The organism is Arthrobacter sp. PvP103 (genome assembly GCF_017833075.1).
Lineage (GTDB): Bacteria > Actinomycetota > Actinomycetes > Actinomycetales > Micrococcaceae > Arthrobacter.
The window spans coordinates 1693268-1707699 of sequence record NZ_JAFIBQ010000001.1; the positions used below are offsets into that span (position 1 = coordinate 1693268).

Annotated in this window: 17 protein-coding genes; 11 read left to right on the forward strand and 6 right to left on the reverse strand. The window is 66.0% G+C overall.

All coding sequences use genetic code 11. The annotated features are described in order from the left end of the window. Positions 1-2: 2 nt before the first annotated feature. Positions 3-737 (reverse strand): FadR/GntR family transcriptional regulator, encoded by a 735-nt coding sequence (locus tag JOE41_RS07800; protein WP_011693352.1) that lies wholly within the window; start codon positions 735-737, stop codon positions 3-5. Between the two features lie 191 nt (positions 738-928). On the opposite strand from JOE41_RS07800, the gene JOE41_RS07805 reads away from it, so the two are divergent. The 4 genes from JOE41_RS07805 (at position 929) to JOE41_RS07820 (ending at position 5193) form a co-directional block, all read left to right on the forward strand. Further along, positions 929-1474, forward strand: a complete 546-nt coding sequence (locus tag JOE41_RS07805; protein WP_011693353.1) for a gluconokinase — start codon at positions 929-931, stop codon at positions 1472-1474. A gap of 71 nt (positions 1475-1545) precedes the next feature. Beyond that, positions 1546-2949, forward strand: a complete 1404-nt coding sequence (locus tag JOE41_RS07810) for a GntP family permease (RefSeq protein ID WP_011693354.1) — start codon at positions 1546-1548, stop codon at positions 2947-2949. Positions 2950-3325: 376 nt separating this feature from the next. Continuing rightward, positions 3326-4639, forward strand: coding sequence for an ammonium transporter (locus JOE41_RS07815; RefSeq protein ID WP_307800677.1), 1314 nt, complete (start codon positions 3326-3328; stop codon positions 4637-4639). Positions 4640-4908: 269 nt separating this feature from the next. Next, the gene (locus JOE41_RS07820; RefSeq protein WP_011693356.1) at positions 4909-5193 is read left to right on the forward strand and encodes a DUF1540 domain-containing protein; all 285 of its coding nucleotides are present in this window, start codon (positions 4909-4911) and stop codon (positions 5191-5193) included. 98 nt (positions 5194-5291) lie between these two features. Here JOE41_RS07820 and JOE41_RS07825 read toward each other — a convergent pair whose 3' ends face one another. Then, on the reverse strand, positions 5292-5663 hold the full coding sequence (locus JOE41_RS07825) for a hypothetical protein (RefSeq protein WP_011693357.1): 372 nt from the start codon (positions 5661-5663) through the stop codon (positions 5292-5294). Positions 5664-5828: 165 nt separating this feature from the next. Between JOE41_RS07825 and JOE41_RS07830 the strand changes: the two genes are divergently transcribed. Both JOE41_RS07830 and JOE41_RS07835 read left to right on the forward strand, forming a co-directional pair. Beyond that, positions 5829-6014, forward strand: coding sequence for a hypothetical protein (locus JOE41_RS07830; protein ID WP_209753714.1), 186 nt, complete (start codon positions 5829-5831; stop codon positions 6012-6014). 6 nt (positions 6015-6020) lie between these two features. Further along, on the forward strand, positions 6021-6335 hold the full coding sequence (locus tag JOE41_RS07835) for a DUF6221 family protein (RefSeq protein WP_011693358.1): 315 nt from the start codon (positions 6021-6023) through the stop codon (positions 6333-6335). A 16-nt stretch (positions 6336-6351) separates the two neighbouring features. Here the strand turns inward: JOE41_RS07835 and JOE41_RS07840 are convergent, their stop codons facing one another. Continuing rightward, the gene (locus JOE41_RS07840; RefSeq protein ID WP_209751823.1) at positions 6352-7119 is read right to left on the reverse strand and encodes a hypothetical protein; all 768 of its coding nucleotides are present in this window, start codon (positions 7117-7119) and stop codon (positions 6352-6354) included. A gap of 156 nt (positions 7120-7275) precedes the next feature. Here JOE41_RS07840 and JOE41_RS07845 point away from each other — a divergent pair, with 156 nt between their 5' ends. Next, complete coding sequence (locus JOE41_RS07845; RefSeq protein WP_209751825.1) at positions 7276-7917, forward strand: NADPH-dependent F420 reductase; 642 nt, start codon at positions 7276-7278, stop codon at positions 7915-7917. A gap of 44 nt (positions 7918-7961) precedes the next feature. On the opposite strand, the gene JOE41_RS07850 is transcribed toward JOE41_RS07845, so the two are convergent. After that, positions 7962-8567 carry a DUF1992 domain-containing protein gene (locus tag JOE41_RS07850; RefSeq protein WP_209751827.1) on the reverse strand — a complete coding sequence of 202 codons (606 nt, stop codon included), beginning with the start codon at positions 8565-8567 and terminating at the stop codon, positions 7962-7964. Positions 8568-8902: 335 nt separating this feature from the next. Here JOE41_RS07850 and JOE41_RS07855 point away from each other — a divergent pair, with 335 nt between their 5' ends. Together JOE41_RS07855 and JOE41_RS07860 are read left to right on the forward strand one after the other, a co-directional pair. Next, positions 8903-9211 (forward strand): hypothetical protein, encoded by a 309-nt coding sequence (locus JOE41_RS07855; protein WP_209751829.1) that lies wholly within the window; start codon positions 8903-8905, stop codon positions 9209-9211. Positions 9212-9279: 68 nt separating this feature from the next. Further along, positions 9280-10470 carry a winged helix DNA-binding domain-containing protein gene (locus JOE41_RS07860; RefSeq protein ID WP_307800678.1) on the forward strand — a complete coding sequence of 397 codons (1191 nt, stop codon included), beginning with the start codon at positions 9280-9282 and terminating at the stop codon, positions 10468-10470. 69 nt (positions 10471-10539) lie between these two features. Here JOE41_RS07860 and JOE41_RS07865 read toward each other — a convergent pair whose 3' ends face one another. Continuing rightward, complete coding sequence (locus JOE41_RS07865) at positions 10540-11226, reverse strand: DUF2848 domain-containing protein (protein ID WP_011693364.1); 687 nt, start codon at positions 11224-11226, stop codon at positions 10540-10542. A 148-nt stretch (positions 11227-11374) separates the two neighbouring features. Between JOE41_RS07865 and JOE41_RS07870 the strand changes: the two genes are divergently transcribed. After that, a complete protein-coding gene (locus tag JOE41_RS07870; protein WP_011693365.1) occupies positions 11375-12766 on the forward strand; it encodes an MFS transporter in 1392 nt (463 codons plus the stop codon). Positions 12767-12779: 13 nt separating this feature from the next. Here the strand turns inward: JOE41_RS07870 and JOE41_RS07875 are convergent, their stop codons facing one another. Next, a complete protein-coding gene (locus JOE41_RS07875; RefSeq protein ID WP_011693366.1) occupies positions 12780-13436 on the reverse strand; it encodes a GntR family transcriptional regulator in 657 nt (218 codons plus the stop codon). A 32-nt stretch (positions 13437-13468) separates the two neighbouring features. On the opposite strand from JOE41_RS07875, the gene JOE41_RS07880 reads away from it, so the two are divergent. Then, entirely contained in the window at positions 13469-14263 is a 795-nt protein-coding gene (locus tag JOE41_RS07880) for a carbon-nitrogen hydrolase family protein (RefSeq protein WP_209751833.1), read from the forward strand. The last annotated feature ends 169 nt before the right edge of the window (positions 14264-14432 follow it).

Here is a 14432-nt window from a genome sequence, read left to right on the forward strand (position 1 = left end):
TCCTAGGGCAGCCCCATCGCAGTGCGGACCTCATCAAGGATGTTGTGCATGGCGGCCTCCGCTGTGCCGGCATCGCCCCCGGCAACCGCCGCCGCCACGGCCTCGTGCGCCGCCAGCGCTTCAGGACGCGGCTTGAAGGGCATCAATCCTTGTTTAGTCCGGCTGGACAGGACTTCGGCCACCATGCCGTCCAGGGCCTTGAACATTTCGTTCCCGCTGCTGTGCAGGAGCAGGCTGTGGAAGGCGATGTCCGCTTTGAGGAATGCTTCCAGCTCGCCGGCTTCGCCAAGCCGCCGTAATTCTGCAGCCAGCGCGGTGAGCTGACGGCGTTCGGCTGCGCCCGCACGCCGCGCAGCACCCGCCGCGGCAATGGGTTCGACGGCGATCCGGAGTTCCGTGAGGCTGCTGTACTGCTCGGCCCGGCGGCTGGACGCGAGCCGCCACCGCACCAGCTTGGGATCAAAGACGTTCCAGAGTTCGGGGTCCTGCACCACGATGCCCACCCGCCGGCGTGAGTACACCAGGTTCATCGATTCCAGGACGCGCATGGTGTCCCGGGCCAGGGTGCGGGACACGTTGTACTGCTGCTGCAGGTCGTCCAGGGTCAGCCGGCGGCCGGGGGCCAGCTCACCGGAAACGATGGCTTCGCCGAGGGCGTCGAGCACCCGCAGGTGCAGGGCCGGAACCGCCGTCTCACCATCGGTTGCGCCTGCGTGGTCCTCTGTCTCCATCGACATCTTTGTAGCCTCCCTCTGCGCCGCGGCGCCTGGCCTCCAGTTTAGGCCACAAAACGTCAAAGGTATGACCTGTGTTACAAAAAGATGCTACTAATCGCCTCAAATGGTGCTATCTTATTTTCCTATCCAGCGTCCGCTGCTGGCTTGAGCTTCATTCCGAAGCCAACGACGTCTTCTACGGAGGTAGAACAATGAAGTTTCCTGCCATGCATTTGGTAGTCATGGGTGTCGCCGGAGCCGGCAAGTCCACCATCGCCGGGGCCCTCTCCCGGGATCTCGGCTGGGACATGGCCGAGGCGGACCAGTTCCACCCCGACTCCAACATCGCCAAAATGAACGCCGGCACACCGCTGCAGGATGAGGACCGCTGGCCTTGGCTGCAGTCCATCCGCGATTGGATGACCGCCCAGGCCGCGGAAGGCAAAAGCACCGTCCTGACCTGCTCCGCCCTCAAGCACAGCTACCGCCAGCTCCTCTCGGAGGCAGAAGGCACGGTGGTCTTCATCCACCTCGACGGCGATCCCGCCCTGCTCGGCGAGCGCATGCGCGGACGCGAGGGACACTTCATGCCGGTGACGCTCCTGCCCAGCCAGCTGGCCACCCTTGAGCCGCTGACGCCGGAGGAGCTCGCCGCCGGAAGCCTTCGGCTGGACATCACGCGCACACCTGAAGACCTGATCCAGGCCATCAAGGCCGAACTCCACCTGCCGGCCGGCCACGCCCCCAGCACTTCCTGATCTCCCGCTTCCCCTAAGCTCCACTCCCCCAAGCTCCACAGCCCCCAACACATCTGTTTCAAAGGAGAACCATGACCATCGAAGGATGGACTCAAACCCTCGGCGCAGGCCCCCTGCTGCTGATTGCCGGCGCCGCCATCTTGGTGCTGCTGTTCCTCATCATCAAGCTGCGCATGCACGCGCTGCTCGCCCTGATCCTCATCAGCCTGGCAACCGCCTTCGCCACCGGCATCCCGGCGGACAAGGTGGTTCCGGTGCTGGTCAACGGATTCGGCAGCACCCTGGGCACTGTTGCCCTGCTGGTCGGCCTCGGCGCCATGCTGGGCCGCATCGTAGAGACCAGCGGCGGCGCCAAAGCCCTGGCCGACTATCTCATCAACCTCTTCGGTGAGAAGCGCGCGCCGTTCGCACTGGGCCTCGCCTCGCTGATCTTCGGCTTCCCCATCTTCTTCGACGCCGGCCTGGTGGTCATGCTGCCCGTGGTCTTCGCAGTGGCGCACCGGCTTGGCGGCGGCGTGCTGCGCTACGGCCTGCCGGCCGCAGGTGCCTTCTCCGTGATGCACATCTTCCTGCCCCCGCACCCGGGACCGGTCTCCGCGGCTACGTTCTTCGACGCCAACATCGGGCTCGTCCTGATCGCCGGCCTCATCACTGCCATCCCCACCTGGTACGTCACTGCCTACCTGTTCGGCCTGTGGACCGGCAAGAAGCTGGTCCTCCCCGTTCCGGAACTGCTGGGCCACGCCGACTCCGCCGCCGAAGAGAACCCGCCGCGCTTCCGCACGGTCGTGGGCGTCCTGCTCCTCCCGCTGGTCCTCATCTTCCTTAACACCGGCCTCAGCACCCTGGCTTCCTCCGGTGTCCTTCCGGCTTCGGCAAAGACCGAAGCCTGGTACCAGATCCTGCGCACCCTCGGTGAAACGCCGGTGGCACTGCTGATCGCGGTACTGGTGGCCATGTTCGTACTGGGCAGGCTTCGCGGCTCCCGCGGCGCCACCCTGGAGAAGCTGCTCGAATCCTCGCTCGGCCCGGTCTGCTCCGTCATCCTGATCACCGGCGCCGGCGGCATGTTCGGCGGCGTGCTGCGCACCTCCGGCATTGGCACCGCCCTGGCCGGCGTCCTCGGCGACGTCGGCATCCCCCTGCTGCTGGCCGGCTTCCTGATCTCGGCCATCCTGCGCATCGCACAGGGTTCCGCCACCGTGGCACTGACCACCACCGCCGGGCTGATCGCTCCCGCGGTGGCCCTGGCCGGCATGAACGGCATGCAGGTGGCCGCCCTGGTCATCGCCGTAGCCGCCGGCTCCGTGGTGGTCTCGCACGTCAACGACTCCGGCTTCTGGCTGGTGGGCCGCTTCTTCGGCATGGACGTCAAGACCACCCTGAAGACCTGGACCGTCATGGAAACGCTGATCGGCGTCATGGGTTTCGCTATCGCTGCCGCCATCTTCGGCGTGGCCGGCCTGGCCGGCTAGCCGGCCGAACCATCTCCGGGTCAACCCGGTAACGCAACAGAGAACGACGGCGGCACGTACCGCCGTCGTTCTCGCTTTAACGCCAGCCCATCGCCGGCCTGGCCGGATGCTCAACCGTCAATCCAGGGAAGTGAGCAGCCGGTCATCTCACGGAAACGTATCCCGCCAAAAGCATCCCGCCATCCCATCCGCACGCCTCCGTTAACATTCCCGAAACACAGCGGTCATGTGATCTTCACGCAAGGGCCGTTCCTGTAACTTTCCCGCAACGTGGCGCCCCATTATCGGAAACACGGAACATGAACCATTGAGCGGGGGCGTGGCCCGGAATCACTCGAGGTCCCGTACGGAAGACTTGATGAGAAGGGACACGCAGGTGCAAATCACTGCGGAAAACGTCTGGGTGCTGGTGTCAACGGCCCTCGTGCTGATCATGACGCCCGGCCTCGGCCTCTTTTATGGCGGCATGACCCGGGCCAAGGCGGCGCTCAACATGATCATGATGAGTTTCATCTCCGCGGGCATCGTCGGCGTCATCTGGGTGCTGTGGGGTTACTCCATGAGCAGCGGGGAAGGCGTGCTGGGCATCTTCGGCAACCCGTTCGCCAACTTCGGGCTCACCAACCTCATCGGCTCCCCGGACCTCATCAAGGCAGCCTACGCGGGCACGTTCGCCATGGTCACCGTTGCCCTCATCAGCGGCGCAATCGCCGACCGCGCCAAGTTCAGCTCCTGGGCGCTCTTTGTGCCCATCTGGGTCACCCTGGTGTACTGCCCGCTGGCCTACATGGTCTGGGGCGGCGGACTGCTGGGCGCCAACGGAGCCATCACCTCCGTGTTCGGGCAGGTCATCGACTTCGCCGGCGGCACCGTGGTCGAAATCAGCTCCGGTGTTGCAGCACTGGTCCTGGCCGTCATCGTTGGCAAGCGCCAGGGCTTCGGCAAGGACCCCAACCACCGCCCGCACAACATCCCCTTCATCATGCTCGGTGCCGCCATCCTCTGGTTCGGCTGGTTCGGCTTCAACGGAGGCGCAGCCACCACGGCAGAGCAGGCCGGCCTGATCTGGATCAACACACTGGTGGCCCCTGCCGCGGCCATGCTGAGCTGGCTGGTCACCGAAAAGATCCGCCACGGACACCCGACCTCCCTGGGCGCAGCCTCCGGCGTGGTGGCCGGCCTGGTGGCGATCACCCCGTCCTGCGCCAACATCAGCCCCGTGGCCGCAATCGGCCTGGGCCTTGCCGCCGGCGCCCTCTGCGCCATCTTCGTGGACCTGAAGTACCGGTTCGGCCTCGACGACTCCCTCGATGTGGTGGGCGTGCACCTCGGCGGCGGCCTCATCGGAACCCTGGCACTTGGCTTCATTGCACTGCCGGTGGACGGCCAGGGCGGCGGCCTCTTCTACGGCGGCGGACTCCACCAGCTGGTGGCCCAGACGGTGGCCGTGCTGGTCACTGTCCTGCTCTCCGGCCTGGTGACCGCCGTGCTGGGCCTCGCCATCCACAAGACCCTCGGTTTCCGGGTCAGCGAGGAAGCGGAGAACGCAGGGGTGGACCTGTCCGAGCACGCCGAGACCGCCTACGCATTCGGTGAGCTGTCCCGCAGCCGCTTCAACCCGTTCCACCACCACGTGCCCGCTCCGGCAACCGCTCCGGCAGCGCAGGAAAAGGAAGACAGCCTGGTATAGCTGCCTTCTCCGGGTGTGCTTCGCTGGATCAGGATCGAGGGGCCGGCGGCGGTTTGGGAAGGCCCCCCGGACGTACCGGGAGTCGTGCCGTCGGCCCTACCTCAATTCTAGGGAGCGGGGCATTTCCGGACCATAGGCCCTTGTGCCCTAAGCGCCCGCAATTCCCGCAATTAGGTCATGCGTTTGGGTCTTTTTGATTGGGCGGAACGGGCCTACCGTGGACGCAGGGAGCCGCCCGCCCGGGCAGCCGAACCACGGAGGATCTTCCTATGACAACGCACGTCGCAGACTGCAGTGTTTCCAACTGTTCCTTCAACGACCACTCGCATTGCAACGCCGCCGCCATCACGGTGGGCGGGAGCGAAGACCACGCGTCATGCGCCACTTTCATCGACACCGGCATCCATGGCGGCCTGCCCAAGGTCCTGGCCGACGTCGGAGCCTGCCAACGCTCGGAATGCGCCCATAACGACCACCTGATGTGCAAGGCGCCCGAGGTCCGCGTGGGTCCCGGGGCGGACAACGCCGACTGCCTTACCTACGCGCACGCGTAGCGGCACTCCCCGCGGGGACTACTAACTGAACGCAGCGGACGACGGCGGGACTTCCCGCCGTCGTCCGCTTGCGTTTGCCGGCTACCGGCATCCAGCGGTCATTGCGCCGGCGCCTCAGGTTCGGATGTCTCCATCCAGTTCACCACGCTGCTGCCGCCGTGGGCGCGGCTGAGTGTCTCCTGGAGGGCGTCGGCCTCCTGCGCGGCGATGTCCAGCTCAGCCACCGCTGTCATCACGCCGCGGGCACTTTCATTGTGCGGGCGGAAATAGTGCGTTCCGGCTGCCGCTGCCCGGTGCCATGCGGCCAGTTCCCGGATGGCTTGGGCGATGGAGCCCTGAGTTTCCGTCAGGCTGCGGAGGATTTCATGGCTGTCCGAGGGTGCGTCCAGGTTCCTGGTGGCACGGGCAAGGTACCGGGCCGCTTCCTGCATCTGCTGCGCCGCACGCCGTGGTCCGTTCGTCTCTGACACTGTCCTGCTCCTTCGCTGGGCTGTCCTCCGATGAGACTTATTGTCCTCCACCCCGGCAGCGCGGGTAGGGGCGGAAAGGTCCTTGACAGCCCCATGGCACCGGGAGCTAGATGATCAGTAGCGGGGATCCACAAATCAGGACAAAAGCACAGCAAAGGACCGGACATGAGCGAGAACCCACGCGCGTCGGAGCGTGTCCACAGTGAAGCTCCGGCCGAGGGCGACGAGAACGCTGATCCGAGGGACATCCGGGTGCATTCCCAGGAGCCGGCCGAAGGCTCCGATGTAACAGGCGGGGCGGGCCCCGACATCACAGGCGCCGACCTCACGGATGGCGCGGCCGGCGGCTGAACCGTTGTGGACATTGTCGAATTCCTGTCCTTGCGCATCAGGGAAGATGAGGCGGCAGCCCTAAAAATCCTCAGCGACCGCACGGTTTCCGAGTCGGCGAAATGGTACGAGCACCGGCTTTTGCTGGAGTGCGAGGCGAAGAAGAAGGTCATCCGGATCGTTGAATCAGCGCGGCAGACCGCGCTGGCCACTATGGTCAGCGACCCGTTCGAAGAGGAATCCCGCTGGATTCCTGAAGCCATCGAATGGACCACTCGATCGCTGAAGGCCCTGGCGCTGCCCTACGCCGATCACCCGGACTTCGAAGAGGACTGGCGCTGAACGGGGTGGCGGCTGGCTAGCCCGCGGGCCGCAACGAGGTGATCATCCGCCTGATGTCGCGGTACTCCGCGGTCTCCGTATAAATCTTGGCTTTCTCCAGATACGGCAGGGACGGGTCGCCCGGTGTTTCATTGTTCGCCGGGTCGTAGAACGCCCCGAACATGGCAGCGTTCGGCGGCCAGGTGAAGAAGTGGAAGATGGCGCATGCGGAGTCCCCCGACGCCGGCGGACCGGAGGTGATGCCGTAGCCCGCAGCGGGGGTATCTGCCGGTCCCGGGGCAGCCGCGTTTCCGCGGGTCTCATACACGAACCGGGGTGTGGATCCCTTGAGAGTCAGCGCCGGCAGATCCTGCGAGTCCAGGACGGAGTAGGGGAACCGGTCGGTGCAGGTTGACCCCGTTGCCATGTTGGTCCGAAGCGTGGCCAACGGTTTCCCGGCCTGGTTGGTGATCTCGGCGAAGGCGCCGCCGCCCTCCGCCAGCTCGCCGGCCGGATCCTTCACGCTCCACGAGGCGGGATGGTCGAAAATCAGCTGGCCGTCGGCCGTCGTGTAGCTGGTCCACGCCGCGGAGGCGGTGGACGTCCCGGTCCCATCCGGCCTCGTCGTTTCGCCCGGGACATGCGTCGATCCCGGCGGGGCGGATGCCGTCACAGAGGCAGGCAGGTCGCTCGCGGTTCCTGCCGACGTTTCCGGCGGGCCCGCCGGCTGGGCACAACCGGCCAGCAGGCTGGCAATGAGGAAGGCGGCAGGGGAAAGAAAACGGGATCGTGTTCGCGAGTTCATGCCATTCTCCTTGGGCCAGGATCCGGTCCCTTTATTCTGACGCTTCGCAGGGTTCTCGGGATCGTTGTTTACCCGATTGGCACCGAACCGATGCCGGGCATAACGATTTGTTGCACGCTGTGAAATATCCCCTGCCGGGTTGGTGTTGGCCCGGATATGACAACAATCGGAATCATCGGTGCAGGACACATTGGCAGCCAGATTGCCCGCAAGGCCGTGGAACTCGGCTACGAGGTGGTCATCAGCAATTCGCGCGGACCGGAAACGCTGACGGACCTCGTGGCGGAGCTGGGACCGCGGGCTAGAGCCGCAACAGCGGCGGAGGCGGCCGCGGCGGGCGATTTCGCCGTCGTGACCGTGCCCCTCAAGAGCATCAGGGACGTTCCGGTGCAGCCGCTGGAAGGCAAGATCGTGATTGACACCAACAACTACTACTGGGAACGGGACGGCCGCTTCCCTGAGCTGGACAGCGGCCAGGAGACAACGTCCGGGCTGCTGCAGAAGCACCTCCCCACTTCCAAGGTGGCCAAGGGCTTCAACCACATCATGGCCAGGGAAATCACCACTGACGGAACGCCGGCCGGCACGGAAGGCCGCCGGGCCCTTGCCACGGCCAGCGACTATCCCGAGGCTGCGGAACTCGTGACCAGGTTCTACGACGAGTTCGGCTTCGACACCGTCAACGTCGGTCCCCTGTCAGAAAGCTGGCGCGTTGAGCGCGACCGCCCGGCGTATGTGGTGCGCCAGACTGCCGCCGAGCTTACGGAAAGCTTGGACCGGGCTCCGCGCACCATCTGACGTTCACGCAGTACGGCCACCTGCGGTTGGCCGTCAGGTGGCCGTCAGGTTCCACCGCTCCAGACCCGCCGCCACCACGAGCGCTTCACTTCAGGCTCCGGTGGCGGCGGCGCGGCTGCAGCAACGGCCGCACGGCGCTCGCGCCAGAGCTCCACCTCGGCGTCAACGTCACGGGTCCTGGTAATGACGGGCGGCCCGCCCTGGAGCTGGCGCCGTGCGTCGATCACGCGCTTATTGAAGTCCTGGAGGATGTCGCGGACCTGCTTTTCCGAATACTGGGCATCGAGCCTGGCATCCAGCCCGGCGTCCTCGGTCCGCAGGAGAATGGCTTTCGGGCCCATCCCGGTGATGTTCTCGCGCTGGATCAGGCCCTTGACCCACCAGTCGGGGTCGTAGCCTTCGCCCAGCCCCGGGATGGGTTTGCCGGCGTACTTCAGGTTGTCGAACTTTCCCTGGGCCATGGCGTCCCGGATCAGGTATTCAACCCGCCTGGCGTCATCCACTTTCCGCCGCTTGTCCCGTTCCTTTTCCTCGGCAGCGGCGAGCTCGGCCTCCTCCTGGGCCGACATTCCGGTTGCGCGGACGGCGCGTAGCTCGGCGGCACGTTCCACCCGGCGCCTGAACGCGCCGCCGGTTCCTTCGCTGGTCATGTAAACACCGCCCCGATCCTGAATAACCTGCCTTCCAGTATTCAGAGGCCTTGAGGGAGTTTCAATAAGGCGGCAACGGGACCGGGGACACAAGCACTGCCCGGGCGACAGCTCCCCCGGGCATAGGATTCAAACAGCACCAGGAAACATCCCGGACGCGGAGTTTCACCGAGACCTATATCCGAGAGGGCCAGATGGACCAGCCAAGGCTCGCCATGAAGGCAAGACGGCGACGCACCCGCAACCCGGGCACCGCGCCGCTTCCCGTGCCAAAGGCCAGACTGCGTGGCCGGTTGATTCTCCGGCTTCTTCTTGCTTTTCCGGCAGGACTGATCTTGGCCGCCATGGTAATCGCCGCATTCGGGCTCGAGCTTTCCGCGGCGCGGACGGCCACCTACTCGGGACTGGCGCTCTCGTATGCCCTGTTCCTGTTCGTCACCTGGCGCCTCGGAGTCATGCGGCGGGCCGCCTTTGCAGCCTCCGGCGGCGATCCCCAGGCGGCCGGTGTGCTGTTGTTCGGGGTCATGAAGCCTCGCAGCCGCGCCAATGGTTCCCGATCAGGCGGCTCAGGCGAAAACGGCTACTTCGGCGACGGCGGTGGCGGCGACGGCGGTGGCGGCGACGGCGGTGGCGGCGGCGACTGACGCGGCCGGAATCCCAAGTGGCGGGGTTGGCTCCCGCGGTGGCTGGCCGCCGGCGATAGTATGTGCCAGTGGCTGACAGGGTTTCGAAGGTCGACGTCATAGCGTTCCGCCTGGCCGCCCATCATCTCGACGAACGGTTGGGCGAAGGCGGTCTGCTGGACGCAGCCGGCAGGTGCGGGATTCAGAACAGCCCGCCCGGGTCGGCGCTACTAGCCCTGCACGCCAGGGTGCGCAACCTGACACAGCAACAGGTGGCCGGCGCCGTCGCCAAGGAGAAGAGCCTGCTGCAGACCTGGTGCATGCGAGGATCACCGTTCTACTTCCCGGCCCTGGACGCGCCGGTATTCACTACCGGAGTCCTACCGCCGACCGAGGAGGCGATGCGCCATCTGGTGGTCGGGGTGGAGCCGGCGCTGGACAAGCTTGCCATAAGCCTGACCGAGGCGGTGGAGCTGGCCGGTGCGGAAATCCATGAGGTACTGTCCGGGCGCAGGCTCGCCATCAACGAGCTGGGGGCGGAGATCGCCACGCGGATTGCCCGCAGGCTGCCGAAGCGACAACGCGACATCTGGGAGGACAACGGTCCCTACGCCCCGGGGCAGTCGCTCGGTGAGGGCGTCGTGCATTTCTGCGTCCGTATCCTCACGCTGCAAAGGGTGCTCTGCCTCGCGCCGCGCGTGGGGAACCAATCTCCGTTCGTCCTGGTCGACGAGTGGCTTGGCGATCCAATCCCGGACATCGACCCTGAACTCGCGCGCGCCGAACTGCTTCGCCGCTACCTGCGCTGCTATGGACCGTCCACGCGGGGCGACTTCGCCTCGTGGGCGGGGGTCCATGCCGGTGACACCGGCCCCTGGTGGAACCTGGTCGGGACCGAGCTGACCCCGGTCGAGTTCGGCGGCACGTCCTGGATCCTCACCGAAGATCTCGACGCACTGCGGTCCGCCCCGGCGCCGACGGGGGTGCGGCTGCTCCCGCCCGGTGACCCTTACACGCAGATGCGCGACCGGGAAACGATCGTCGACAAGAAGTACCACCGGGAAGTGTGGAGGATGGCCGGCGGACCGGGAACAGTCCTCGCAGGCGGCAAAATCACCGGCACATGGCGCTCACGCAAGAGCGGCCGGAAGCTGGCCCTCACCATCACGACGTTCGGCTCATTGCCGGATCGGGACAGGACGTCGCTACAGGGTGAGGCCGGGCAGGTCGCGGCGCTGCGAGGCGCATCGTCGGTGGACGTCGCGTTCGGCACCTACTGACCGTCCCTGGCGCGGACGACGGCGGGACCTCCCGCCGTCGTCCGCTCCTGTTTGTTCCGGGGAGCCGCATCAGCCTATCGGCTCGGCCATCTGTTCCACCACATACTGGGCCTCCACGGAGGCGCCGGTCACCGGATCGGCCATCTCGACCTTCCAGCTGCGGGCGAACTGGTCCACCCCGTGGGTCATGGCCACCGTGCCGGAGATGAGCACCGTGCCGGGCTCGTTGAGACCGCGTTCGGCGAGGACGTCCAGCCAGTAGTCGGGGCTCAGCAACGCGCCCAGCGAGCTGTCCTGGATGAGGGTGTCCGGTGTGTCGCCCTCCCCCACCCAGCCCCTGAGCGTGATCTGGTCCAGGTGCTCCCGAACGTCGTCAAGGCGCCAGGCTTTGCGTCCCAGGACGTCAGGGCTGGCGTTCTTGCTCCAGGCAACGCCGTGGACCTCCAGCTGACGGTCAGTGTGGTCGCAGGCCACCGTCAGCAGTACGCCGTCCTCGGTGATCACCAGCGCCCATTCGGCTTCTCCTGAAGTCCGGTCATGTTGCACGCGGACTTCGGAAACCTGCTGGGCCAGGTACGGCGACACGGGATAGAGCGCCGGGGTGGTTGCGGGGCCGGGAACTCCCAGCTCGGCCAACTCGGCGATGTGGGCCTGTACCTCTTCCTGCTGCCGCCCTGCGTAGCCGGCGTTCAGGAGGTGCTTGACCTCGACTTTTCGGGTGGTGCCGTCGGGAAGTTCGAAGCTCAGAGTCGTCATGTTCTGTCCATCCTTTGCGTGTCCTGCTCGAGAAATTTACAAACCGGAAACCGGAAACGATCGCCAATGTACATCCAGTATGCGTAATGTATACATTTAACGCCAGCGTGACAGGCGTCACCGTAAACATCTCGTGGAGGACAACACCATGGCCAACGTCCCAGTTCAGGCTTCCGGCGCAGCGCCGCGCCCGGGCAAGCCGATGCACCCGAAGGGCCTGTATAAGGCCTTTGCCGCAAGCCTTACCGGCACCGCACTCGAGTGGTACGACTTCGCCGTCTACTCAGCCGCAGCCGCCGTCGTATTCCCCATCGTCTTCTTCCCGTCATCCGATCCCCTGACCGGCACCATCCTGGCGTTTTCAACCTACGCTGTGGGCTACGTTTCCCGCCCCGTGGGTGGCATCATCTTCGGCCGGCTCGGCGACCGGATCGGCCGCAAGAAGGTCTTGGTCACCACCCTCATGATCATCGGCGTGGCCACCGTGCTGATCGGCGTGCTTCCCGGGTACGGCAGCATCGGCATCACCGCCCCGATCATCCTGGTGCTGCTGCGCTTCGCCCAGGGCGTGGGCGTAGGCGGCGAATGGGGCGGCGCCGTGCTGCTCTCCAGCGAATACGGGGATCCCCACCGGCGCGGCTTCTGGGCATCCGCCGCCCAGGTGGGCCCTCCCGCCGGCAACCTCATGGCGAACGGCGCGCTGGCCGTCCTGACCCTCACCCTGACCGAAGAGCAGTTCATCAGCTTCGGGTGGCGCATCGCCTTCCTGGTCTCGGCCGTGCTGGTCGGATTCGGGCTCTGGATCCGGCTCAAGCTGGAAGACACTCCGATCTTCAAGGCCATTGAGGCCCACGGCGAACAGCCCAACGCCCCGGTCCGGGAGGTCTTCAGCAAGGAACTCCGGCCGCTCATCGCCGCCACGCTCTGCCGGGTTGGTCCTGACGTGCTCTACGCCCTGTTCACCGTCTTCACCCTTACCTATGGCATCCAGGCCCTCGGCTACGAGCGCAGCCAGGTCCTCACCGCTGTGCTGATCGGCTCCGCATTCCAGCTGTTCATGATCCCGCTGGCCGGCGCCGTATCGGACCGCTTCAACCGCCGCCTGGTCTACGGCACGGCCGCGGTGCTGGGCGCCGTCTGGACATTCATCTTCTTCGGCATCCTCGGCGGAGACAATGAGCCGATGCTGATCGCGGGCATCGTCCTGGGCCTCATGGCACACTCATTCATGTACGGACCGCAGGCCGCCTTCATTGTGGAGCAGTTCTCCCCCAGGCTCCGGTCCACCGGAAGTTCGCTGGCATACACCTTCGCCGGCGTGATCGGCGGCGCGATTGCCCCGCTGATGTTCACGCTGCTGCTGTCCCAGTTCGGCACCTGGATTCCGGTGGCCATCTATGTTGCCGTGGCCGCCGCCGTCACCGCAGTAGGCCTGGCGCTCGGCCGGGATTCCAACACAGTGGAGGACGAGGACTACCGCCTGCTGCTCGAAGGATCCGCAGCAGCGCGCCAGCCGTCCGCCGTCGCGGAATCCCGCTGACGATCCGGCGTTTTCAGGTGCGGAGCAGGATGTCCCGGGTCACGGCCAGGTGATGGTCAATGGCTTCCTGCGCCTTCGCCGCGTCGCCGGACACCAGGGCATCGAGGATGCCCTGGTGTTCGGCGCACACCTGCTCGCGCCGGCCTCCGGTACGGAACAGCGCGGACACGCCCACCAGGATCTGCCGGACGTGGAGCTTGCTGTACGTCCGGGAGATGAGCTCATTTCCGGCGGCGTCAATGAGTTGCTGGTGGAACAGGGTGTCCAGGCGGATGAACTCCCGGGCAGCCTCCGGGTTCAGGTCCTCGGGAAGGGCCGCCTGCTGGTCCAGGGTGTCCTGCATCGTCCGGGCGGGGACACGCTTCTGTTCGATTACCAGGCGGGCGGCATGGCTTTCCAGCACTCCGCGCAGTTCCATCAGCTCGGACATTTCACGGCCGGTCACCGGTGGGACGTACGCCCCGCGCTGCGGAATCAGTTCCACCAGGCCGTCCGAGACGAGCAGCAGGAGCGCTTCCCGCACCGGAGTGCGCGAGACCCCGATCTCGGCGGCAAGCTCCTGCTCATTCAGGAACTTCCCCTGGACTTCGGGATCGATCAGGATGTTTTCACGCAGGTACGCGTACGCCTTCTCGCGGCCGGACGCCGCTGTCCCCGAACTTTTTCGCATACATCATGTATACAACAGACTGGAGTAATTTCATGCGTTTAGCAGTGGCCCAAATCATCACGGGAGCCGATCCGGCCGCCAACCTGGAGCTGATTCGAGAATACGCCACCCGGGCCAAAGCCGCCGGAGCCGAGCTGGTGGTGTTTCCGGAGGCAGCCATGCGCGGCTTCGGCAACAGCCTGGCAGACATCGCCGAGCCGCTGGACGGACCATGGGCCAATGCCGTCCGGACCATTGCCAGGGACCTGGGTATCGCCGTCGTCGCCGGCATGTTTACCCCGGGAGACAACGGCCGCGTACGGAACACGCTGCTGGTCACCGGCCCGGGGCTGGACACTTCCTACGACAAGATCCATCTGTTTGACGCCTTTGGTTTCGCCGAGTCCGATTCGGTGGACGCCGGCACGTCGCCTGTGACGTTCGAACTCAACGGCACGGTGATCGGCCTTGCGACCTGTTACGACGTGCGCTTCCCCGCGCTTTTTGCGGCCAACGCGCGGGCCGGCGCTCAGGTCAACATCGTCTGCGCCTCGTGGGGCGCCGGCGAAGGCAAGGCGGAGCAGTGGGACCTGCTGGTGCGGGCCCGCGCCGTGGACAGCACCACGTTCGTCGTGGCATGCGGCCAGGGCAATCCCGCCAGCATCGGGCTCCCCGCCGCCGGCACTGCGCCCACCGGCATCGGCCACAGCGCCGTGGTGTCACCGCTCGGCAGTCCCCTGGTCACCCTGGGCGGCGAACCCGAGCTGGCCGTGGTGGACATCGACACCGCCGTCATTACCGACGTCCGCGCAAAGCTGCCGGTCCTCGCCAACGCGCGGAACCTTTAGCGGCAGTACGAAAGCAGACGGTCCGGGAGCGGACGACGGCGGGACGTCCCGCCGTCGTCCGCTTTCGCGTGTGCAGGCTGCCGTTTGTGCCGGCCGCGGGTCCGCACGGCCCGCCCGAAGATCTGGTCACGCACCGCGGGCGACACTACGCTGGCTGGTACCCCTCCAG